Raw genomic sequence first — 22,448 nt, forward strand, 5'->3', positions numbered from 1 at the left:
ATTTAAAATACCATTTACAGTTGTCTAAAGTGACAGCTTATATAAACTCTCACTGAAAGAAGGAGGTTTTATTATGCCTAAATATATTCAAGCAGATCGATTTTTCTATCCCCATGGTATCCGTCAAGGTGGCTACTTAGAGATCACAGATGGTAAATTTGGCAAATGGACGAAAGCTATTCCGGCAGGTGCGGATGTGATAGATTATACAGGTTATTCTATCGCACCGGGACTGGTGGATACCCATATTCATGGTTTTGGCGGTGTCGATGTCATGGATAACAATATTGAGGGCACCCTTCATACGATGAGTGAAGGTCTCTTAACGACGGGGGTGACTAGTTTTCTGCCAACGACTTTGACTTCAAGCTATGAACAACTCTTGGCTGTGACAGAAAATATCGGTGCTCATTATCAGGAAGCGACAGGCGCCAAAATTCGTGGCTTATATTTTGAAGGTCCGTATTTCACAGAAAAATATAAAGGAGCCCAAAATCCAATTTACATGAAAAATCCTCGAATGGATGAATTTCGTGCTTGGAAAAAAGCATCGAATGGTTTGCTCAATAAAATCGCTTTAGCTCCAGAACGAGAAGGTGTTGAAGATTTTGTTCGAACCATTACTGATGAAGGCGTAACAGTTGCACTTGGACACTCAAATGCAACTTTTGATGAAGCTAAAGTTGCGGTAGATGCTGGCGCTAGTGTCTGGGTTCATGCTTATAATGGCATGCGTGGTCTGACTCACCGTGAGCTGGGCATGGTCGGCGCTATGTACGAGCTGCCACACACTTATGCTGAGCTGATCTGTGATGGACACCATGTGGATCCAAAGGCTTGTGACATTTTGATGAAGCAAAAAGGTCATGAACATATTGCCCTCATTACCGACTGTATGACAGCTGGTGGACTAGAAGATGGCGATTATATGCTGGGTGAATTTCCGGTTGTAGTGGAAAATGGCACTGCTCGACTCAAATCAACAGGCAACCTAGCCGGTTCTATCTTGAAATTAAAAGATGGTCTAAAAAATGTTGTAAAATGGGGCATTGCTAATGCGCACCAAGCTGTTATGATGGCGACACTCAATCCAGCAAAATCCGTTCATATTGAGGATGTTTGCGGTCAAATCAAGGAAGGTCACGACGCTGACTTTATCGTTCTTGACAAGGATTTGGAACTGGTTGCAACCTACTTGGATGGCGAAAAAAGATATGAAGCTAAATAGAATCTTTTTATCTTGAAAGAGTTGGGAAACCGACTCTTTTCATTTTACTTTTTAAAATACATGTAGTTAAGAAAAGGTTTTTAAGGATTTGAATTGCAATAAGGAGCGTGATATAATGAGGTTATCTGAGTCGTATGCTCATGATTGTAGTTGGCATAACTTTTATTACTTATAGTTTTCTCGGCAGGGGAATGGCACCAACCAAGGAGAATGTCTTTAAACCCAAATCCTTGAAAAAGAAAGCTAAGAAATAGATTTTTTGTTGGAAGGGGTAGTTGACTGGGCTGCCTGCTTGCTTAATAAAGGAGACGGAGATGGAACGTTATCAATTAAACAATGGTGTAGAGATTCCGGTTTTGGGCTTTGGAACTTGGAAGGCTCAGGATGGTGAAGAGGCCTATCAGGCAGTGCTGACAGCACTTGAAGCAGGCTACCGGCACATTGATACTGCGGCTGTTTATAAGAATGAGGGAAGTGTGGGTCGTGCAATCAAAGACAGTGGTATACCGCGAGAAGAGCTCTTTATTACGACCAAGCTCTGGAATGGTAATCATACTTATGAGGAGACTCAAGAAGCTTTTGCCCGCTCCTTAGAGCGTTTGGGACTGGACTATCTGGACCTCTATCTTATCCACTGGCCTAATCCGAAACCTCTGCGGGAGCAGGAAGCTTGGAAGGAGCGCAATCGGGAGGTTTGGTGGGCTATGGAAGACCTCTATCGGGAGGGGAAAATCCGAGCTATCGGTGTCAGCAATTTCCTGCCTCACCACCTAGAGCCTCTGCTTGAGACAGCGCGTATTTTGCCCGCGGTCAATCAAATTCGTCTGGCGCCTGGTGTCTATCAGGCTGAAACGGTGGATTATTGTCGTAAGCATGATATTCTCCTAGAGGCTTGGGGTCCCTTCGGTCAAGGGGAACTTTTCCACAATGAAGAAGTCGAGGCTATGGCAGATAAATACGGCAAATCTGTCGCCCAAATCGCTCTGGCTTGGAGCCTGCAAGAGGGCTTCCTGCCCCTGCCCAAGTCGGTTACGCCTGAGCGAATCAAGAGCAATCTGGACTGCTTTGACATTACCCTCAGTCCAGCAGATCTAGAAGTGCTGAAAAACATTCAAGGTCTTGAAGGCGGCGCTCCAGATCCAGATAAGATGGATTTTTAGATGATGATTGACTGAAACTGTAATCAAAACTTTCTCTTCTGTGCGATAAAGAAATCAAAGGGCTGATTGAGGAGGTTATTGAGCTACTGGGAGTGGGAAGATAAGGAAGAAAAGAAGCAGTCAAGGCTTCAGTCAATATCATTTATCAACGTCCTACTCCAATCTAGGAGTCGAATCGTCTTCCTTACTAAAATTTGGAGGGAATCTAGCTTTCAGATAGTCCTATTTATGAAAATTTCCAAATAATCTATCCCTCGAATGACAGGATTTACTAAAATTAATTGGCATTCTATGGCTAGGATGATACTAATCACTAAAGTTTCTAGGTATTCTAAGTCTTGAATGCTCGGATGATTCGTTTTTTATAGACAAATAGTTCCCATCTGAAGGTTTACTAGCAATCAGATGGGGATTTTTGCTGCCTTTTTTCTTTGAAAAAGAGGAAAATGCCTTTTCGGAGCTTAAAAACAACATTTCAGAGTAGCCTTGCCAAAGATTTATCACCACATGCTATACTTGTTTTATCATATTTTTGGAAAGGATTATTATGACAAAAACCTACACCATTCGCCCCCTGCCTTACAGCAACTTTACTAACCGTGAGTTTGAGAGCTTGATGACGGACTCTCATCAGGTTCTTACTAGCTTTGCCAAGTCCTACAAGGATGAGGCTATGTATGATGATCATCTTGAAGTCTTTGACAGTAAGCTGGAGCAATTCCAAGCCCAGTTGGCCAGCGTAGAAAATAAACAAACCTTGAGTCTAGCAGAAGTGGATAAGGAGCGGGACAGTGCCCTAGTCGGACTGTTTACCTTGCATAGGGGCTTTGCCAAAATCAAGGAGCCCAATCTCAAAGCTGCCCACGAAACCCTAACGCCAGTCCTTGCGAAGTATAAGGACATCACCAAGCATACCAACGATGTCGCAACTGCTGAAATCAAGAGTCTCCTCAAAACCCTCAAGGAGGAACCTTATGATGCAGCAGTGACTACCTTGGGTCTTCTGCCGATGCTTACCGCCGTGGCAACAGCTCAGGAAGACTATGACCGGGCAGAAGCTCTGGCGCGTGCAGCCAAGTCCAGCAAAGAAGTCGGCAAAACCAAGCAGTTGCGTACCGAGCTCTCCCGTATCTATGACCTCTTTATGCGCTATACCGCAGCCTCCGCAGAAGCCTATCCCGAAAAACTCCACTTTGCTAAACTCCTCAAAGACCTCAACACCATCCGCGACAGCAAGCGCCGCCTATCCAGTCCAAGCAAGAAAGCAAAAACGGAACAAGTGGCAGAGATGGCAGCAGGGTAAAGTCAATCCCTTAGAATGATTTCTAGGGGATTTTTGGTGGTTTCGTGGTATAATTCTATCAAAAGAAACCTACACAAACTTGATGAAACTGCAGGTGAGTGAAAAATGGGAAGCGAATTATTATGAACGAAGAAAAATTATTGGGAAATATATCATTTATACTTTCTATTACAAGAAACGATGGAAGCAAAGCAAATTTTATATATAATAACTAATTTTACCGACGATTTTGATAATTCTGAGATATTCATACCACTTTTCCCGTTTTTATCATCAATTTGTTTAGGCTGGATTGAGAAGTTTCAAGAACAAGGAATCATTTTAGAATTACCAAACATCAGAGATGTAAACCTTGTAACCATGATGAAAAAAATTAGAATTGGCGTGAAGCTCTATTCTGATAATAAATTTGCAAAAGCTTGTAATAAGTTAAGTAATAGTGCGGTTGAAAGAAAGCGCCTATTAGAGTCGAACTATAATTTTTATCAAAAATTTTTTGTTTATTGCTTTGTGCAGCACGATTTGGGAGTTTTACTATTGATGATATTCCTTATGGAAACATTAGTCAAATGAGTATATATTTTGAGGTTAAATAAATTTACAACTATAGAAAAGTGGGAACAAGAAATAGAACCAATTTTTATTGATTATTCTCGTGATCTGTCTGCTTTTATCAATTCGGTCACTTCAAATTTTGAAAAAGATTTTAATTTAGATCCAGCAATGAAACTGGATATTTCAAGTTGTAAATTAAGACATATTGATAAGTTTTTAATGGATAACAGAAGGCAAGATATTTTACTAGGGAATCTGCCACTTGAAGTTCAATTACAGTTATTCAATATTCTATGTCAGAACAATTTTCTAAATAGCTTATTCCCGAAAGTATTCTAAAATAAAGGTAATATATTCTATCGTTCAAAAATCCAATCTTATCTAGTTAGCGTCAATTCTTTAGCAAAAATTCTAAGTAAATATTCCAAAAGTATTAATTCTGGTTTAGCAGAAAAAATACAAACTACTATTTACGTAAAAGGTAATATTTTCTTAGAGATAGTCAATTTAGAAATAATATTTTTCATTATTCTATTAAAGAAATTCCTTATTCCCAGTTTTCAACTCCGGACAATTATTTTAGGGATTTTATTGAGTATTATGTAGATATTAATTTTGACAATTTCATGAAAATAGTTGATGAAGAGATAGATAAAATTAATGAAGTTGTTGAGGAATTAATAAAATATAGATAAAGGAGAATTATTGTGGTTGATACTATTTGGATTTTGGGAATGGTTTTGATATTGTGATGGTACGAAAAACGTCTTTTCTTTATGTGTGCTAAACGAAAGAATGCTAGAAGATAATTGAAAAGTTAGGGAGAAGAGATGAATTTATTGACTATTAGAGGATTTATTGGTACAATTTTACTATTTTGTATGTATTATTTTCTAAAAAAGATTCGGATGAAAATAATTTAAGGCTTTATTTGTCCTGATATACAGCATAAATCTCAGGATATATTGAATATTTGAGGTGATGAATATTCTTCAAGATCTAATACATAATTAGATGAATTGAGAATTTCAATTAATGTTTGACGAAAATTAAGAGTGTAGACGGAGAATATTATGGAGAAATTAGATATTTTTCAAAGTTTGATTGATTTTTTTAATTCACAATTTGTCAGTTCAATGCTTGGAGCGTTATTTGGTGGTGGAATAGCTGTGTATGTCGCGAATATCCAGAACAAACAACAAACAAAGCAATTACAAGAAGAACATAAGCTACAACGAGAATATTTTGATAAACAAGAAGAAAATGAACGAGAACAAATCTTCTTACAATTCACTATTGAACGAGCTGAAAGGTCTTATCAAATTTTGAATGAGTTAAAAAAGCTGAGGCTATGTTTCGTGATGAGGGGATATGGTTTGTAGAAAATTTTGCAGAGGAATTGAATTTCACAACTGAGTTTGTTAAATTTTATTATAAACGCTTGATTCCTAAATATTATCACTATATAGATTTGAGAGATGAGTTGTTATTAAGTATAGTTATTCAAGATGATGTTAAGCTTTCCCAATTAAAAACAGAAGTTAATGAAGAAGTTGACTTATTTAATCGATTTTTTGAAAAAATTTCTAAGGCTACAGATTTTACAGAGTATACCAGAGTCGCTGATGACTTTTCAGATAAAACGAAGTTAATTGAAAAATGTGATGAATTTAAAATCTATTTAACTCAATATATTATGGATAGTACATTTAGATTGGTAGCACTTGAAAAAATGGCTGAAAAGATATTAAAACAAACAACGGGAAATTCAAAAATTCAATTTGAAATTGTGAGAAAGCAAGAAATGAATGAACAAGGTAAAAAATAGATTTGAAAACTTTAGTGAAGAGTGCAAGAAAGAAAAATTAGACACTTTTGTTGACTTTTTTTGATACCCAATGTAAAATAAAATATTTTCCTTTTACAAATTTTCTATTTCTTGCTATAATGTTTTGTATGAAAGAAGTCTCATGCAATTACTTGCTAGCGAGTCTGGGATGGTGGAAGCCAGATAAGAGCTAAATGAAGATGGAGCTTTCGGTAAATTTTAGTCCTTGATGTTATCTTAAGGCTATATTAACAATGAAGTAATAAACTAGGGTGGAACCGCGTTTTGACGCCCCTATGCAAAGCTGTATAGGGTGTCGTATCGATGCAGTTCTACTTTTTTTGATGATAAGGGATAAGGAGTTATAAATGTCTAAAAAATTAACCTTTCAGGAAATCATTTTAACGTTGCAGCAGTTTTGGAATGAACAGGGCTGCATGCTCATGCAGGCCTATGATAATGAAAAAGGTGCTGGAACCATGAGCCCATATACTTTTCTTCGTGCCATTGGACCTGAGCCATGGAATGCGGCTTATGTCGAACCTTCGCGACGTCCAGCAGATGGGCGTTATGGCGAAAATCCGAATCGCCTCTACCAACATCATCAGTTTCAGGTTGTAATGAAACCAAGCCCAAGCAACATTCAAGAGTTGTATTTGCAGTCGTTAGAATTGCTGGGGATTAACCCGTTGGAGCATGATATTCGTTTTGTCGAGGATAATTGGGAAAATCCTTCAACTGGTTCTGCAGGTTTGGGTTGGGAAGTATGGCTTGACGGTATGGAAATCACGCAGTTTACTTATTTCCAACAGGTCGGTGGTTTGTCTACCAGTCCAGTTACCTCTGAAGTAACTTACGGTTTGGAGCGGCTAGCGTCCTATATCCAAGAGGTGGATTCCGTTTATGATATTGAGTGGGCAGATGGAGTTAAGTACGGCGAAATTTTCCGTCAGCCAGAATTTGAACATTCAAAATACAGTTTTGAAGTGAGCGACCAAGCCTTGCTTTTAGAAAATTTTGATCATTTTGAAGCAGAAGCGAAACGCTGCTTGGAATATAATCTTGTGCACCCTGCTTATGATTATGTATTGAAATGTTCTCATACCTTTAATTTATTGGATGCTCGCGGAGCGGTTTCCGTAACAGAGCGTGCCGGTTATATTGCTCGGATTCGGAATTTAGCACGCATTGTTGCTAAAACCTTTGTGGCTGAACGCAAACGGCTAGGCTATCCATTGTTAGACGAAGCAACACGTGAGAAATTATTGGCTGAGGAGGAATAAAAATGACGAAGAATTTATTGGTTGAGTTAGGGCTTGAAGAAATGCCTGCTTATGTTGTAACACCAAGCATGAAACAATTGCGTGATAAAATGGCAGCCTTTTTAACAGACAATCGTTTGACATTCGATAAGATTGAAATGTTTTCCACTCCTCGTCGCTTGGCTGTACGTGTGTCTAATCTAAGTGAAAAGCAAACAGACCTGACAGAAGACTTCAAAGGACCAAGTAAGAAAATTGCTTTGGATGCAGATGGTCATTTTACGAAAGCTGCGCAAGGCTTTGTTCGTGGAAAAGGCTTGACGGTTGAAGATATCACATTTCGTGAAGTAAAAGGTGAGGAATATGTCTATGTGACCAAACAAGAAATCGGAAAACCCGTTGAGGAATTGATTGACGGTATTGTGGATGTATTGAGATCACTAACTTTTCCTGTAAATATGCACTGGGGTAGTCATACATTTGAATATATTCGCCCTGTTCATACCCTCACCGTGTTATTGGATGATGAATCTTTTTTGATGAATTTGTTTGATATTGAAAGTGGACGGACAAGTCGAGGCCATCGTTTTCTAGGTCATGAAGTGAAGATTCAGTCTGCAGATTCTTATGAAGAAGATCTGCGCGAAGTTTTTGTCATTGCGAGTCCAATGGAACGGGAAAACATGATTTTGGATCAAATCAAAGAAATTGAGAGAATGCACAATGTTCATGTGGAAATTGATGAAAATTTGTTAGATGAAGTGCTGAACTTGATTGAGTATCCAACCGCCTTTATTGGGCGTTTTGACGATCGTTACTTAGATGTTCCGGAAGAAGTCCTTGTTACGTCTATGAAGGTTAATCAACGTTATTTTGTTGTTCGCAATGAAAATGGCAAGCTTCTTCCATATTTCGTATCGGTACGCAACGGAAATGCAGAACACCTCGAAAATGTCGTTAAAGGAAATCAGAAAGTTTTAGTGGCTCGGTTAGAAGATGCAGAATTTTTCTGGCGCGAAGATCAACGATTGATTATTTCTGACTTGGTTGACAAGTTGAAAAATGTAACTTTCCATGAAAAAATTGGCTCATTAGCGGAGCACATGGAACGAACAGCAAAGATCGCAGCTCTTTTAGCAGAAAAAGCACACTTATCTACTCGGGAAGTGAAAGATGTAACCCGTGCCGCATCTATTTACAAATTTGATTTATTGACCGGTATGGTTGGAGAATTTGATGAATTGCAAGGTATCATGGGAGAAAAATATGCTCTACTTGCAGGAGAAAACACAGCAGTAGCTAGAGCTATTCGAGAGCATTATTTACCAACTGCCAGTGACGGTGAATTGCCAGATACGAAAGTTGGTGCTATTTTAGCCATTGCAGACAAGATAGACACGATTCTTTCGTTCTTCTCAGTCGGACTCATTCCAAGCGGTTCAAATGACCCTTATGCTCTTCGTAGGGCAACACAAGGTGTTGTGCGCATTTTGGATAAATTTGGTTGGCATATTGCCTTAGATGAATTGATAGAACAGCTCTATGCGCTGCAGTTTGATAGTCTCACATATAGTAACAAAGAGCAGGTACTTGATTTCTTCCGTGCGCGTATTGAAAAAATGATGGATAATGATATTCCGAAAGATATCGTAACAGCTGTGCTCAACAGCTCGACGTTTGTTGTACGTGATTTGGTCGAGGTGGCGGCTCTTCTAGCAGAAAAAGCACAAGAAAATTCTTTCAAACCAGCAGTTGAAAGTTTGGCACGTGTCTTTAATTTGGCAGAAAAAGCAGAAGCAGTGAGTGTTGTGAATGAAAGTCTGTTTGAAAATGAAGAGGAAAAAGAACTTCATACAGCAATCGAGCACTTGACTTTATCTGATGATCTTGCAGGTAATATTGAACAATTATTTGCTTTAAGTCCGGTCATTGATGCCTTCTTTGATAACACCATGGTCATGGCAGAAGATGAAGTTATTCGAGCAAATCGTTTGGCGCTCTTAGCTTCTTTAACAACAAAAGCTAAAAAAGTGGCACAATTTAACCAAATCAATACGAAATGATAAGAGGTGAATTTTATGGATTCAAAGAAAATTGCACGAATCAATGAGCTTGCCAAGAAAAAGAAAACAGTTGGCTTAACACCCGAAGAGAAAGTAGAGCAAGCTAAGTTGCGGGAAGAATATATCGAAGGGTATCGTCGTAGCGTTCGTCACCACATCGAAGGAATCAAGATTGTAGATGAAGCAGGAAATGACATCACGCCAGAAAAGCTCCGTCAAGTCCAACGAGAAAAAGGCCTGCACGGTAGAAGTTTGGATGATCCAAATTCGTAACAGAAATGATATAAAAATCGCTGAGAAATATTCTCAGCGATTTTTGGCTATTTGGTAATATCCTCAAAATGATCAAATGTTTGACTATCAACGACAGCCATTAACAGTTCTTTATCTTTAAAAATGTAGCTAGGTGGTGTATCAATATTAAGTACACCATTAGGACTTTCTCGAAAACCGATAATATTCAGATTATAGTTTTGACGAAGTTTCAATTGTGCTAAATTTTTACCAATCCAGGATTGAGGTGGATAAAATTCAACAATGGCTACATTTTTGTCTAATTCAATCACATCAGTAGTGGCTTGGTGCAAGATATTTTTAGCAAGTGAAATCCCAGTTTCACGTTCAGGGGAGATGCAGCGATCAGCCCCGACTTTTAGCAACACTTTTCGGGTTGTCTTGCTTTTTACCTTAGCAATCACTTTTTCAACGCCTAAAGATTTACAGTGCATGACGGCAAGGACGCTGGATTCTAGATTATCCCCAGTAGCGACCACTACAGTATCACAAGTATCAATTCCTGCTGCCTGTAGCAAATCATAGTCTGTAATGTCTCCTACAACTCCGCGTGCCAAAACTGGTTCAAAATGATTGATGACATCATCATGATCGTCAACTGCAATAATATCGCAGTTGTATTTGCAAAGTGTGTTAATGATACTGCGACCAAAAACTCCTAGCCCTAGTATACCAATTGTTCGTTTATCCATGAAATTCCTTCCTATCCAACGATAATATTTGCATTGGCAAACTTAATCGCTTCTTTTTTATTTGGTTTTCGATTGGAGAGACTGACAATTAATGTCAACGGTCCAATCCGTCCGATAAACATCAAAAACATGATAACTGTTAAAGCTGCATGATTTAAAGTAGGTGTTAAATTTGCAGTCACTCCCACCGTTCCAAGAGCAGACATCGCTTCAAACATTAAATAGATGAACCGATGCCCATTATCTGCAGTCAATGTTAAGAATGTCAGTCCTAAAATAAAGGTTGTCGTAAAGACAATCAAAACACTGAAAGCTTTTTGAATGGTGGATGGAGAAAAGGTATGGTGTCCGAAATTTGTATTAGGCAAACCAAGAATTTCTGTTCGAGCAAAGGCTAATACAACTAAGAAAGTGGTAATTTTCAGTCCGCCTGCTGTTCCTCCAGGAGCACCCCCTAGAAACATTTGAATGATGTAAAGAAGTAGTGTCACCGGACGAGCTTGAGTATAGTCAATCGTTGCAAATCCAGCTGTCCGCATGGTGACGGTTTGAAAGAAACTAACTAAGAGTTTATTTCCCATAGGAAGCCGACCGATTGTGTTTGCATTGTGATATTCCGTTAAGAGTGTCAAACAGGTTCCGCTTATTAAGATAATGGCAGTCAAAGCTAGAACTAATTTTGTATGAAAACGTAGTTTTCTTTTTCGACCATTTGTTTGAATATTTGTTTTTAGGTCGAACCAAACTGAAAAACCTAAACCACCCATGATAATTAAAGCAGCAATAGTTAAATTAACCAGAGCATCTGTTTGATAGGCTAGTAAACTATTACTACCTAAATTATCAAATCCGGCATTACAAAAAGCAGAAATAGCAAGGAAAATGGAAGTTAGAGCGCCCTTTCCCCAGCCTAAAAGAGGGATAAAACGAAAACTGAGAATCAAGGCTCCAAGGGTTTCTATACTAAAAGTGATTAGAAAAATCGAGCGGAGAAAATCACGTATAGAATTTGTTTCGTTTTGACTGAGACTTTCTTGCAAAGTGGTCCGATTGGAAAGGCTGAGTTTCTGATTGGAGCGGACATAAATCAGCCCGATGAAGCTAATCAGCCCCAAACCACCGATTTGAATAAGAAGCATGCAGATAATCTGTCCCCAAATATTGTAAGTATCTGCAACAGACTGCGTAAAAAGTCCGGTCACACAGACCATTGAAACCGACGTGAAGAGATGGTCGAAATAGTTGGCTTTAGAAGTTGCTACCTGCACGAAAGGCAGATCTAAAAGAAGAGAGCCCACCACGATAACGAAGGCAAAACTCAATAAAATACGCCTCGCAGGAGACAATCTTGATAAAAAACGTGACATTCTTATCTTCCTTCATAGAATAATGACTTTATTTTACCACAAAGCAGCTTAAAAAACGAGAAGGAAGGCGCAAGAAGTCTAATCCTTCTTCAAAAATTTTCGACCGAGAAAGATGCAGCAAGCAATCACTGCCACATCTATCCAAAACAATATCGGATCTGTCAAGGTGAAGAAAAAGTAGAAGGAAATGATAAGGAGAATAGCTAGAATAGGTAAGATAATTTTTTTGTATTGTTGAAGATTCATTTGAATTTAGTCTTTCTATTTTTTACTTGTTCCAAAAAAGTGTGTTTAGGTCTGTCTTTAAAGCTAGCGCTAAACTAATGCAAAGTTCTAGTGTTGGGTTATATTTGTTGTTTTCAATCATGTTAATTGTCTGCCGCGAAACGCCAATCTTTTTAGCAAGGTCCAATTGTGAGAGATCTAATTTTTTTCGGAAATCTTTTACTCGATTCATGCTTTTATCCTTGGTTTGATGTCAAATATAACTGACTTTTATAATTATATTATTATAGAAGAAACTAAGTAAATATGTCAAGTATAATTGACAAAAAACTTTACATGATTCTGAAATTCATTTTTTAAATCTTTATGGTATAATAGTGAAGATATGACAAATGAATTTCATCATGTAACAGTTCTTCTACACGAAACCATTGATCAGCTTAATGTAAAACCAGATGGAATCTATGTTGATGCGACATTAGGTGGGGCAGGGCATAGCGAATATCTTTTGAGTAAATTAGGAAAAAACGGTCATTTATATGCTTTTGATCAAGATCAGACCGCTATTGATTATGCTCAAAAACACTTAGCGCTTTATGTAGCGCGAGGAATGGTGACCTTTATTAATGATAATTTTCGTCATTTAAAGGAACGTTTGCATGAGCTAGGTGTTGAAGAAATTGATGGCATTTGTTATGATTTAGGGGTTTCTAGTCCGCAATTGGATGAGCGCAAGCGTGGGTTTTCCTATAAACAGGATGCTCCGCTTGACATGCGGATGAATCAGGATGCAAAGTTGACGGCTTATGCAGTAGTCAATCAATACAGCTATCACGATTTGGTGCGGATTTTCTTCAAGTATGGAGAAGATAAATTTTCAAAGCAAATTGCTCGGAAAATTGAGCAAATGCGTGAAAAGAAACCGATTGAGACCACTACGGAGTTAGCAGAGATTATCAAATCTGCTAAGCCTGCCAAGGAATTGAAAAAAAAGGGGCACCCTGCTAAACAGATTTTTCAAGCCATTCGCATCGAAGTTAATGATGAGTTGGGAGCGGCAGATGAGTCCATTCAACAAGCGATGGACTTGTTGACGGTTGATGGGCGTATTTCGGTGATTACGTTTCATTCGTTGGAGGATCGCTTGACCAAGCAGCTTTTTAAAGTAGCCTCAACAGTAGAAGTACCGAAAGGGTTGCCGTTTATTCCAGAGGAATTACAGCCTAAAATGAAGTTGGTCACTCGGAAACCCATTTTACCAAGTCAAGAAGAATTAGATCAAAATAATCGAGCCCATTCAGCTAAGCTGCGTGTGGCGCAAAAAGTACATAAGTGAGGATTGAGATGGCAACTAGAACAAGAACAACTGGCCAGATACTTCAGGCACGAATTCAAAAATTTTCTCGTGTTGAGAAAGCATTTTATGGAGCGATAGTCTTGACAGCGGTTATCTTAGCAACTAGTGTTGTCTTTATGCAAACAAAATTATTGCAGGTGCAACGTGATTTAACGACTGTCAATTCAAAAATTGAAGCAAAGCGCACAGAACTAGATGATGCTAAACAAGAAGTAAACGAATTGATTCGTAGTGAACGTTTGTCAAAATTAGCAAGTTCACAGGAAATGACCCAAAATAATGAAAATATCAGAACGGCGGAATAAAGCATGAATGGACTCAAAAGACAAATTTTAAACCATGCTTTGAAAAATCGGAGAAATCCTAACTATAACCGTAGACGAGTGGGGAAAAACCTAAGCGTTTTGACGGTTTTTGTCTTTTTTGTTTTCTTGATCAATTTTGCAATTATCATTGGAACTGGAAAAAAGTTTGGTGTGAACTTGGCTAAACAAGCAAGTCTGGTGCATCACGTGACAAGGATTGTACCCGCAAAGCGTGGAACGATTTATGATCGCAATGGTCTTCCAATAGCTGAAGACGCAACTTCCTATAATGTTTATGCTGTTATTGATAAAAACTATAAGTCAGCAACTGGAGAAATTCTTTACGTAGAAGAATCTCAATATGACAAAGTAGCTGAAGTGTTTAATAAGCATCTCGGCATGGATAAGGATTACGTCAAAAAGCAATTATCTCGAAAAAAATTACAGCAAGTTTCATTTGGTTCCCAAGGAAATGGAATCAGTTATAGTAATATGAATACCATTCGTGAGGAATTGAAAAAGGCAAAAATAAAAGGAGTTGATTTTACAACTAGTCCAAATAGAAGTTATAAAAATGGGAATTTTGCTTCAGTGTTTATTGGATTAGCGCAACTTCAGGAAAATAAAGATGGTAGCAAAACGCTTGTTGGTACGACAGGTTTAGAAGCTGCTTTAAATAAGACATTAGCCGGAACAAATGGAGTCATCACCTATGAAAAAGATAAAAACGGAAATATAGTACCAGGATCTGACAAGGTTTCAAAGAAAACACAAGATGGAAAAGATATTTATACAACCTTATCCTCAGACTTACAGTCTTTCCTTGAAACGCGGATGAATGCGTTTGTAGAAAAAGCTAAGGGAACTTATGCCAGTGCCACATTAGTCAGTGCAAAAACTGGGGAGATTCTTGCAACGACACAGCGTCCAAGCTTTGATGCTGATACGAAGCAAGATCTGACAAAAGACTTCGCTTGGTCCAGTGCTCTCTATCAAAATCAATATGAACCGGGCTCAACGATGAAAGTCATGACACTTGCTGCGGCGATAGATAACAAGACTTTTCCAGCAAACGAAACCTATAATAATAGTGGGCTGCAAATTGCAGATGTGACGATTCGTGACTGGCTTGTCAATATGGGGCTTTCTGAAGGGCAAACACTAACATATGCCCAAGGTTTTGCCCTTTCTAGTAATGTGGGAATGGCTTCTCTTGAAAAGAAAATGGGAGATGAAAAATGGCTAGACTACCTTAGCAAATTTAAATTTGGATTACCCACGCGTTTTGGAATGAATTATGAAGATTACGGTGGTCTTCCGGCAGATAATATCGTAACCTATGCAATGAGTGCCTTTGGTCAGGGAATTTCAGTTACGCAAGTACAAATGTTACGGGCTTTTTCTTCCATAGCCAATGATGGCGTAATGGTTGAACCAAAATTCATTAGTGCTATCTACGATTCAAAAAGTGGTCGTGCACGCAAGAGTTCTACAGAGATTGTTGGGCGTCCTGTTTCAAAAGAGGCTGCTAAGACAACGAGAGATTATATGGTAACTGTCGGTACAGATCCTGTTTACGGAACCTTGTATAGTAAGGCGGAAGGTGGTCCAATTATCAGAGTGCCTAACCAAAATGTGGCGGTTAAATCAGGTACAGCGCAGATTGCAGGTGAAAATGGTAGTGGTTATCTAACAGGTGAAAATGATTACATCTATTCTGTTGTGGCTATGACACCAGCTGAAAATCCTGATTTTATCATGTATGTAACTCTGAAGCAACCTTCAGAATCTTTCCAACCCATTTTCTGGAAAGAAGTTGTTAACCCTGTATTGGAAGAGGCTGCAGCGATGAAAGATACGCTGAACTTGACGACACAATCTCCTGTTCTAAAATCTGTTTCAAAAGAATTGACTTATAAAATGCCCTCCGCTAAGAATACTAGTCCTGGTGATTTGGCTGATGAATTACGACGCAATCTTGTGCAACCTATTGTTTTGGGAACCGGTAAAAATATTAAGAAAGTTTCCGCGAAAGCAGATGAAGAGCTGAAGTCCAACCAGCAAATTCTTATCCTAACAGATGATTTTACAGAAATGCCTGATATGTATGGTTGGACGAAGAAAAATGCTGAAACATTTGGTGATTGGTTAGGCATAAAAGTCCATGTCAAAGGTAAAGGCTCAAAAGTTGTAGCTCAAAGTGTCAGGACCAACGCATCGCTCAAAAAAATAAAAGAAATAACAATTACATTAGGAGATTAGCATGTTACAAGCTATCATTGCAGGTATTGTGACTTTTATTCTAACTTTAGTTGGAATACCTGCTTTTATTCGTTTTTATCACAAAGCCCATATTTCCGGTCAACAAATGCACGAAGATGTGAAACAACACCAAGCAAAAGCTGGAACTCCTACTATGGGAGGAACTGTGTTTTTGGTAGCCTCTGTGTTATCTAGTTTTGTGACAGCTCTCATTTCTAAAGAACTTTCAAGTGCTGCCTTGATGGTACTATTTATTCTGGTTTTGTATGGTATCGTTGGTTTCTTGGATGATTTTTTAAAGATTTTTCGTAAAATAAATGAAGGTTTAAATCCCAAGCAGAAACTAGCTCTTCAAATTATCGGTGGCATTGTTTTTTACTTCTTTTTTGATACCCACGGTGGGGGAGATTTACTCAATGTTTTTGGTTTCCCACTTCATTTAGGCTATCTTTATATTGCTTTTACTCTCTTTTGGTTGGTTGGCTTTTCCAACGCAGTCAATTTGACAGATGGCATTGATGGATTGGCCAGTATTTCTGTTACAATCAGTTTAGTAGCTTATGCAGTCATTGCGACAGTTCAACATCGTTTAGATATTTTAATTGTTATTTTGAGTATGATTGGTGGTCTGCTTGCATTCTTTATTTTCAATCATAAACCAGCCAAGATTTTTATGGGGGATGTAGGAAGTTTGGCTCTTGGTGGTATGTTAGCAGCAATTTCGATAGCACTTCACCAAGAATGGACGCTTCTTATCATTGGGATTGTCTATGTCTTTGAGACAACTTCAGTTATGATGCAGGTTTCTTATTTCAAATTGACTGGAGGCAAACGGATTTTTCGGATGACACCAGTTCACCACCATTTTGAACTAGGTGGTTTGTCAGGTCATGGTCAAGCTTGGAGCGAATGGAAAGTTGATTTCTTTTTCTGGGGAATCGGTCTTATAGCTAGTTTACTAACACTTGCGATTTTATATTTATAAGAGAAGTGACTCATTTTAAAGTACTTTAAAATGAGTTTTTTATATAATATCTGAAAAATTTTCTAAAAATTCATAATTTATCTTGTATTTATATAAAAAAAGTGTATAATAGGTTCAATATTTAGTCAAAGGAGGGTAGCGGTTGCTGTTTTAATAAAGTAGAGTATCTTATTTTTTTAACTTAAAAAGAATGTTTATTCAACTTAGTCTAGATAGCGGAATTTGTAATTTTTGATTCTTTATGCATAATTAAAACTATTTTGATTGTATAACCCAATAAATGACTATTATTTAAATGGATAATATTTTTTGTTAAAAAATGATTTTTACTTTTTAAAACTGTTTTGGCATAATATGCGATGTAATTAAATGTGATATTAGAGGAGGTTTATCTATGAAATCATCAAAATGGATTATTGCAACGGGAGTTGTGCTAAGCACTGGAATCTTATTAGCAGGTTGTGGCAAGTCAACTTCTAATACGTCAACATACTCATATGTGTATACACAAGATCCAGACACGTTGAATTATCTGATGGCTAATCGTGCGACAACTTCAGATGTTGTGACCAATTTAGTTGATGGATTATTAGAAAATGACCGATACGGAAACTTAGTTCCAGCACTCGCTAAGTCATGGACAGTCTCCAAAGATGGTTTGACCTATACCTATAAATTACGTAAAGACGCAAAATGGTACACATCAGAAGGTGAAGAGTACGCAGGTGTAAAAGCACAAGACTTTGTGACAGGTTTGAAATATGCTGCAGATAATAAATCTGAAGCCCTTTACCTTGTGCAAGATTCTGTCAAAGGATTAGATGCGTATATCAAAGGGGAGACAAAAGATTTTTCAACAGTTGGTGTGAAAGCTGTAGATGATTATACAGTACAGTATACTTTAAGTCGTACGGAACCTTATTGGAATTCAAAAACAACCAATAATATTCTCTTTCCAGTAAATGCGGACTTTTTGAAATCGCAAGGAAAGAATTTTGGTTCTGTGAAACCGAGTAGCATTCTTTACAACGGTCCATATCTGCTGAAGTCTTTGACGGCTAAATCCTCTATGGAATTTGCTAAAAATCCTCATTACTATGATAAAAAGAATGTTCACTTGGACAATATCAAATTGACTTATTATGATGGATCGGACCAAGAAGCGCTTATCCGAAACTTCACAGATGGCGCCTATAGTGCGGCTCGTCTCTATCCAAATAGTTCAAGTTTTGCTTCTGTCAAGAAACAATATGCCAACAATATCATCTATAGTTTACAAGATGCAACTAGTTATTATTACAATTTTAACTTAAATCGTCAGTCTTACAATCACACATCTAAGAAAACAGATGCTCAAAAATCTTCAACGCAAGAAGCGGTACTAAACAAAGCCTTTCGTCAAGCTATCAACTTTGCTTATAACCGCACTTCTTACGGTGCACAAAGTAATGGGAAAGATGGTGCAACAAAGGTGTTGCGGAACACGCTCGTGCCACCAACATTTGTTTCCATTGGAGATAAGTCTTTTGGCGATGTGGTATCCTCTAAGTTAGTAAATTATGGTTCAGAATGGTCTAATATGAATCTGACTGATGCGCAAGATGCTTACTACAATCCAGAAAAAGCAAAAGCTAAATTTGCTCAGGCAAAAGCAGAATTGCAGGCCAAAGGTGTTCAATTTCCCATTCACTTAGACGTACCAGCTGATCAAACTAGTAAAATCGGTGTTCAGTGGGAAAGTTCTATGAAACAATCTGTTGAGTCTGTCTTAGGAGCCGATAATGTTGTGATTGATATTCAGCAGATGAGCTCAGATGAACTGAACAATATCAGTTATTTTGCCAATACTGCCGCTCAAAAAGATTATGATTTGTACAATGGTGGTTGGTCAGGAGACTATCAAGACCCATCCACTTATCTAGATACCTTGAATACTAAAAATGGTGGTAGTTTGCAGAACTTTGGCTTAGAACCAGGTCAAGAGAATGCTAAGATAAAGGCTGTTGGTTTGGATACCTATACTACAATGCTTGAGGAAGCAAATGCTGAAACCAATGAGACGAAACGTTATGAAAAATATGCTGAAGCACAAGCGTGGTTGATTGATAGTGCTTTGACAATGCCTAATCTCTCTCTTGGAGGGACTCCGTCTGTGACAAAGACTGTTCCGTTTAGTCGTTCTTACTCTCTGGTAGGGATTAAAGGTGGTTCAAGCAACTACTTTAAATATGTTAAATTACAAGATAAAATTGTGACGACTAAAGAATACGAAAGTGCTAAAAAGAAATGGCTGAAAGAAAAAGAAGCGTCTAATCAAAAAGCACAAGATGATTATGAAAATCATGTAAAATAAAACGGGTACAAGAAATTTCTATGAACGATAAGTTTCATAGAAGTTTCTTTTTTGTACGAAAAGAGCTGTTTTAAAACGATACTGCTTAAAATGAATGTTTCGGATTGTTTACTGACAGTTCCATTTTTTCAAAAAAATTTCTTGACAAGGTGGTTCTATCTTGTTATACTAATAAAGTACTCAATCGCGGGGATGGCGGAATTGGCAGACGCGCAGGACTAAGGATCCTGTGACCGCTTTAGGTCGTGAGGGTTCAAGTCCCTCTCTCCGCATCAGATAGGCTGGCTTCGGTCAGTTTTTTTTGTTTTGCCATTTTGAAATATGAGAATGAGAAAATTGTTTTATATGAGAAAACGCTTAAAAGATTAGGAAATGCTGGTATTTTTTCCTGAAAAGTGATAAAATAAACAATGTAAGTGGGGAAACCCATAAAAATAAATAGGAGGCCTAATACTAATGGCAATCGTTTCAGCAGAAAAATTTGTCCAAGCAGCTCGTGACAATGGTTATGCAGTTGGTGGATTTAATACAAACAACCTTGAGTGGACTCAAGCTATCTTGCGTGCAGCAGAAGCTAAAAAAGCTCCAGTTCTTATCCAAACTTCTATGGGTGCTGCTAAATATATGGGTGGTTATAAAGTATGTAAACTCCTCATTGAAAGCCTTGTAGAATCAATGGGAATTACTGTACCAGTTGCTATTCACCTTGACCATGGTCATTATGAAGATGCACTTGAATGTATCAAAGTTGGTTATACTTCAGTTATGTTTGATGGTTCTCATCTTCCAGTTGAAGAAAACCTTGAAAAAGCTCGTAAAGTGGTTGAATTTGCGCATGCAAATGGAGTATCAGTGGAAGCTGAAGTTGGCACAATCGGTGGCGAAGAAGACGGTATCATCGGTGACGGTGAATTGGCTCCAATCGAAGATGCAAAAGCAATGGTTGAAACTGGAATTGACTTCCTTGCAGCAGGTATTGGGAACATTCACGGACCATATCCAGCTAACTGGAAAGGTCTTCACCTTGATCACTTGCAAAAATTGACAGAAGCTGTTCCTGGCTTCCCAATCGTATTGCATGGTGGTTCAGGTATTCCTGATGACCAAATCCAAGCAGCTATCAAATTGGGTGTGGCAAAAGTTAACGTAAATACTGAATGTCAAATTGCTTTTGCTAAAGCTACTCGTAAATTTGCTGCTGAATACGAAGCAAACGAAGCAGAATACGATAAGAAGAAACTCTTTGACCCACGTAAATTCTTGAAACCAGGTTTCGAAGCAATTACAGAAGCTGTTGAAGAACGTATCGACGTATTCGGTTCAGAAGGTAAAGCTTAATTAAGCTTACCAAATAAAAAAGAAAATCTCGCTTTGGCGGGATTTTCTTTTGACTTGAGTTGTTTGTGATGTAGTATAGGATTCATTATTTTTTCGTTTCCTCTTGACAAATCAAATTTGCATGCTAGAATAGATTTATACGTTTATTTAGCCGATTTAGCTCAGTTGGTAGAGCAACGCACTCGTAACGCGTAGGTCGTAGGTTCAAGCCCTATAATCGGCATCATTGAAGGTCTTCATTGAATTGAAGGCTTTTTTGTTGTTTATACAGTACGTAAAAAGGGGCTATAATCTGGTCAGCTCATGAAAAACAAGTAAGTTATTCAGATTTCACGACCACTTACCTATCCGAATGAACCACTTACTGAAAATCGCTTGAATTTCATGTGACAATTGTTATAATAAAATAAAGAAAAGCGAGGGGAGCGTTTATGAAAATTCGAGTAGAGTTAGATTCGAATCTGGAAGAAGCAGAAATTGTCATTAAGGCACCTCGCTTTGATGAACAGATAGAGCGCATTCAACGTTCTCTGGAAGAAGTTGCCAAGCCATCTATACTTTTTTACAAAGATACGAGTGAATATTATGTTGATTTAGCAGATATCCTCTTCTTTGAAACGGATGGAAATAAAATTTTTGCGCATGCTCGAAATAATGCTTATGAAGTCAAACTGAAATTGTATGAGCTAGAAGAATGTTTGCCGCGGTATTTCTGTCGTATTTCTAAATCAACGATTACGAATATTAAAGCAATTTATTCATTAGAAAAGTCTTTTTCAGGAACGAGCAGTATTCGCTTTTATGATACCCATAAGCAAGTGCATGTGTCTAGGCATTATTTTCAATTCCTAAAAGAAAAATTAAGTGAAATGAGGTAAATATTATGAGAAAAACATTGTTTGGAGTGGGGCTTTTGGTATTAGCCGGCTGGGTGCTGCTACAAGGAAATTTTGGTATTCCGCTTATTGATTTCAATTTTTGGCCAATGCTTGTTGTGCTTGGATTTGCTTACTTTGCAATTGAAAATTTTTGGAGAGGAAATTTATCTGGCGGGATTATTTTAGCCATTATTTCCTTAATCGTTGCAAATAGCAGCTATCATTTTTTGCCCATCTCATCTGGAACGATTTTCCTAGCAGGGATTTTGGCTTCTATTGGTATTGGATTGATTTTCAAACCAAAACGAATTTGGGGTATTTATCATGGTCAAAATGCTCGTCGTGTCATAAATGGAGACATCAATTTTGGAAGTGGTACACGCTATATCCATTCGGATGATTTTACTTATGAAACACTAGATTGTGCTTTTGGGAATGCTACGGTTTATTTTGACAATGCTATCATTAAAGGAGACTCTGCAACTTTTGATATTGATGTATCTTTTGGGAATGCTACATTATATGTACCAAGTAATTGGCGTGTAGAGTTAGATGTGGATAATGCTTTTGGTACAGTGACGAATCCCCGTAATATCAATGAGAAAGATAAGACTCTTTATGTAAAAGGAGATGTATCTTTTGGTCGCTTAGGAATTATTTATATTTAAAATTTAAGAAAGTCATTGATCTACTTGAATTTTGAAATATAAGAAAAATAGTCTTGCAAAATCTTAAAAATTGTGATAAAATTTTACGGTATGTGGTATAAAGCCCGTGAAACTAATCAGGAGGACAAGTATAAATGGCAAAAGTATGTTACTTTACAGGTCGTAAAACTGTATCAGGAAACAACCGCTCTCACGCAATGAACCAAACAAAACGTACTGTGAAACCAAATCTTCAAAAGGTGACAATCTTAGTTGATGGTAAACCTAAGAAAGTTTGGGCTTCAGCACGCGCCCTTAAATCTGGCAAAGTTGAACGCGTTTAATT

Annotated in this window: 20 protein-coding genes, 2 tRNA genes and 1 pseudogene; 20 read left to right on the top strand and 3 right to left on the bottom strand. The window is 37.8% G+C overall.

All coding sequences use genetic code 11. The features are described 5' to 3' along the window. Positions 1–73: 73 nt before the first annotated feature. From nagA to H8787_RS03035, 9 genes and pseudogenes are all read left to right on the top strand, one after another. Positions 74–1,228 (top strand): N-acetylglucosamine-6-phosphate deacetylase, encoded by a 1,155-nt coding sequence (gene nagA, locus H8787_RS03000; protein WP_037597806.1) that lies wholly within the window; start codon positions 74–76, stop codon positions 1,226–1,228. Between the two features lie 314 nt (positions 1,229–1,542). Further along, positions 1,543–2,388, top strand: coding sequence for an aldo/keto reductase (locus H8787_RS03005; protein WP_187328205.1), 846 nt, complete (start codon positions 1,543–1,545; stop codon positions 2,386–2,388). 547 nt (positions 2,389–2,935) lie between these two features. Continuing rightward, complete coding sequence (locus tag H8787_RS03010) at positions 2,936–3,691, top strand: DUF6261 family protein (RefSeq protein WP_187328206.1); 756 nt, start codon at positions 2,936–2,938, stop codon at positions 3,689–3,691. 180 nt (positions 3,692–3,871) lie between these two features. Further along, on the top strand, positions 3,872–4,264 hold the full coding sequence (locus H8787_RS10055) for a hypothetical protein (protein WP_224785098.1): 393 nt from the start codon (positions 3,872–3,874) through the stop codon (positions 4,262–4,264). A 9-nt stretch (positions 4,265–4,273) separates the two neighbouring features. Further along, positions 4,274–4,585 (top strand): hypothetical protein, encoded by a 312-nt coding sequence (locus H8787_RS10060; RefSeq protein ID WP_004224255.1) that lies wholly within the window; start codon positions 4,274–4,276, stop codon positions 4,583–4,585. Between the two features lie 734 nt (positions 4,586–5,319). Further along, positions 5,320–6,074 (top strand): annotated as a pseudogene (locus H8787_RS10260) (hypothetical protein). Positions 6,075–6,442: 368 nt separating this feature from the next. Continuing rightward, positions 6,443–7,357, top strand: coding sequence for a glycine--tRNA ligase subunit alpha (glyQ, locus tag H8787_RS03025; protein ID WP_187328207.1), 915 nt, complete (start codon positions 6,443–6,445; stop codon positions 7,355–7,357). Between the two features lie 2 nt (positions 7,358–7,359). After that, complete coding sequence (gene glyS / locus H8787_RS03030) at positions 7,360–9,399, top strand: glycine--tRNA ligase subunit beta (RefSeq protein WP_187328208.1); 2,040 nt, start codon at positions 7,360–7,362, stop codon at positions 9,397–9,399. A 15-nt stretch (positions 9,400–9,414) separates the two neighbouring features. Then, the gene (locus H8787_RS03035; RefSeq protein ID WP_003070331.1) at positions 9,415–9,672 is read left to right on the top strand and encodes a DUF896 family protein; all 258 of its coding nucleotides are present in this window, start codon (positions 9,415–9,417) and stop codon (positions 9,670–9,672) included. A 47-nt stretch (positions 9,673–9,719) separates the two neighbouring features. Here the strand turns inward: H8787_RS03035 and H8787_RS03040 are convergent, their stop codons facing one another. The 3 genes from H8787_RS03040 to H8787_RS03050 form a co-directional block, all read right to left on the bottom strand. Further along, entirely contained in the window at positions 9,720–10,385 is a 666-nt protein-coding gene (locus H8787_RS03040) for a potassium channel family protein (protein ID WP_003070330.1), read from the bottom strand. A gap of 11 nt (positions 10,386–10,396) precedes the next feature. Continuing rightward, positions 10,397–11,752, bottom strand: a complete 1,356-nt coding sequence (locus H8787_RS03045) for a TrkH family potassium uptake protein (RefSeq protein WP_003070328.1) — start codon at positions 11,750–11,752, stop codon at positions 10,397–10,399. 268 nt (positions 11,753–12,020) lie between these two features. Next, the gene (locus H8787_RS03050) at positions 12,021–12,209 is read right to left on the bottom strand and encodes a helix-turn-helix transcriptional regulator (protein ID WP_003070327.1); all 189 of its coding nucleotides are present in this window, start codon (positions 12,207–12,209) and stop codon (positions 12,021–12,023) included. Positions 12,210–12,362: 153 nt separating this feature from the next. Between H8787_RS03050 and rsmH the strand changes: the two genes are divergently transcribed. The 11 genes from rsmH to rpmB all read left to right on the top strand — a co-directional run bounded on the left by rsmH (position 12,363) and on the right by rpmB (position 22,446). Beyond that, entirely contained in the window at positions 12,363–13,313 is a 951-nt protein-coding gene (gene rsmH / locus H8787_RS03055; protein ID WP_006270105.1) for a 16S rRNA (cytosine(1402)-N(4))-methyltransferase RsmH, read from the top strand. Positions 13,314–13,321: 8 nt separating this feature from the next. Continuing rightward, positions 13,322–13,639 (top strand): cell division protein FtsL, encoded by a 318-nt coding sequence (gene ftsL, locus H8787_RS03060; RefSeq protein WP_003070323.1) that lies wholly within the window; start codon positions 13,322–13,324, stop codon positions 13,637–13,639. 3 nt (positions 13,640–13,642) lie between these two features. After that, on the top strand, positions 13,643–15,901 hold the full coding sequence (pbp2X, locus tag H8787_RS03065) for a penicillin-binding protein PBP2X (protein WP_187328209.1): 2,259 nt from the start codon (positions 13,643–13,645) through the stop codon (positions 15,899–15,901). Position 15,902: 1 nt separating this feature from the next. Next, entirely contained in the window at positions 15,903–16,886 is a 984-nt protein-coding gene (gene mraY / locus H8787_RS03070) for a phospho-N-acetylmuramoyl-pentapeptide-transferase (RefSeq protein WP_187328210.1), read from the top strand. 394 nt (positions 16,887–17,280) lie between these two features. Next, on the top strand, positions 17,281–19,239 hold the full coding sequence (locus H8787_RS03075; protein WP_187328211.1) for a peptide ABC transporter substrate-binding protein: 1,959 nt from the start codon (positions 17,281–17,283) through the stop codon (positions 19,237–19,239). Positions 19,240–19,425: 186 nt separating this feature from the next. Then, positions 19,426–19,511, top strand: a tRNA-Leu gene (locus tag H8787_RS03080). 184 nt (positions 19,512–19,695) lie between these two features. Further along, a complete protein-coding gene (locus tag H8787_RS03085; protein WP_003070319.1) occupies positions 19,696–20,577 on the top strand; it encodes a class II fructose-bisphosphate aldolase in 882 nt (293 codons plus the stop codon). A 150-nt stretch (positions 20,578–20,727) separates the two neighbouring features. Next, positions 20,728–20,800, top strand: a tRNA-Thr gene (locus H8787_RS03090). Between the two features lie 208 nt (positions 20,801–21,008). Further along, entirely contained in the window at positions 21,009–21,455 is a 447-nt protein-coding gene (locus H8787_RS03095; RefSeq protein WP_003025913.1) for a LytTR family DNA-binding domain-containing protein, read from the top strand. A 5-nt stretch (positions 21,456–21,460) separates the two neighbouring features. Continuing rightward, a complete protein-coding gene (locus H8787_RS03100) occupies positions 21,461–22,123 on the top strand; it encodes a LiaF transmembrane domain-containing protein (RefSeq protein WP_006270081.1) in 663 nt (220 codons plus the stop codon). Positions 22,124–22,257: 134 nt separating this feature from the next. Beyond that, the gene (gene rpmB / locus H8787_RS03105; protein ID WP_003025909.1) at positions 22,258–22,446 is read left to right on the top strand and encodes a 50S ribosomal protein L28; all 189 of its coding nucleotides are present in this window, start codon (positions 22,258–22,260) and stop codon (positions 22,444–22,446) included. Positions 22,447–22,448: the final 2 nt, after the last annotated feature.

This window comes from Streptococcus sp. NSJ-72, from assembly GCF_014334035.1.
Lineage (GTDB): Bacteria > Bacillota > Bacilli > Lactobacillales > Streptococcaceae > Streptococcus > Streptococcus constellatus.

Bases quoted from the DNA above. Each gene is read 5' to 3' on its own strand.
- nagA (WP_037597806.1), top strand. From the start codon at position 74: ATGCCTAAATATATTCAAGCAGATCGATTTTTCTATCCCCATGGTATC.
- H8787_RS03005 (WP_187328205.1), top strand. From the start codon at position 1,543: ATGGAACGTTATCAATTAAACAATGGTGTAGAGATTCCGGTTTTGGGC.
- H8787_RS03010 (WP_187328206.1), top strand. From the start codon at position 2,936: ATGACAAAAACCTACACCATTCGCCCCCTGCCTTACAGCAACTTTACT.
- H8787_RS10055 (WP_224785098.1), top strand. From the start codon at position 3,872: ATGGAAGCAAAGCAAATTTTATATATAATAACTAATTTTACCGACGAT.
- glyQ (WP_187328207.1), top strand. From the start codon at position 6,443: ATGTCTAAAAAATTAACCTTTCAGGAAATCATTTTAACGTTGCAGCAG.
- glyS (WP_187328208.1), top strand. From the start codon at position 7,360: ATGACGAAGAATTTATTGGTTGAGTTAGGGCTTGAAGAAATGCCTGCT.
- H8787_RS03035 (WP_003070331.1), top strand. From the start codon at position 9,415: ATGGATTCAAAGAAAATTGCACGAATCAATGAGCTTGCCAAGAAAAAG.
- H8787_RS03040 (WP_003070330.1), bottom strand. From the start codon at position 10,385: ATGGATAAACGAACAATTGGTATACTAGGGCTAGGAGTTTTTGGTCGC.
- H8787_RS03045 (WP_003070328.1), bottom strand. From the start codon at position 11,752: ATGTCACGTTTTTTATCAAGATTGTCTCCTGCGAGGCGTATTTTATTG.
- H8787_RS03050 (WP_003070327.1), bottom strand. From the start codon at position 12,209: ATGAATCGAGTAAAAGATTTCCGAAAAAAATTAGATCTCTCACAATTG.
- rsmH (WP_006270105.1), top strand. From the start codon at position 12,363: ATGACAAATGAATTTCATCATGTAACAGTTCTTCTACACGAAACCATT.
- ftsL (WP_003070323.1), top strand. From the start codon at position 13,322: ATGGCAACTAGAACAAGAACAACTGGCCAGATACTTCAGGCACGAATT.
- pbp2X (WP_187328209.1), top strand. From the start codon at position 13,643: ATGAATGGACTCAAAAGACAAATTTTAAACCATGCTTTGAAAAATCGG.
- mraY (WP_187328210.1), top strand. From the start codon at position 15,903: ATGTTACAAGCTATCATTGCAGGTATTGTGACTTTTATTCTAACTTTA.
- H8787_RS03075 (WP_187328211.1), top strand. From the start codon at position 17,281: ATGAAATCATCAAAATGGATTATTGCAACGGGAGTTGTGCTAAGCACT.
- H8787_RS03085 (WP_003070319.1), top strand. From the start codon at position 19,696: ATGGCAATCGTTTCAGCAGAAAAATTTGTCCAAGCAGCTCGTGACAAT.
- H8787_RS03095 (WP_003025913.1), top strand. From the start codon at position 21,009: ATGAAAATTCGAGTAGAGTTAGATTCGAATCTGGAAGAAGCAGAAATT.
- H8787_RS03100 (WP_006270081.1), top strand. From the start codon at position 21,461: ATGAGAAAAACATTGTTTGGAGTGGGGCTTTTGGTATTAGCCGGCTGG.
- rpmB (WP_003025909.1), top strand. From the start codon at position 22,258: ATGGCAAAAGTATGTTACTTTACAGGTCGTAAAACTGTATCAGGAAAC.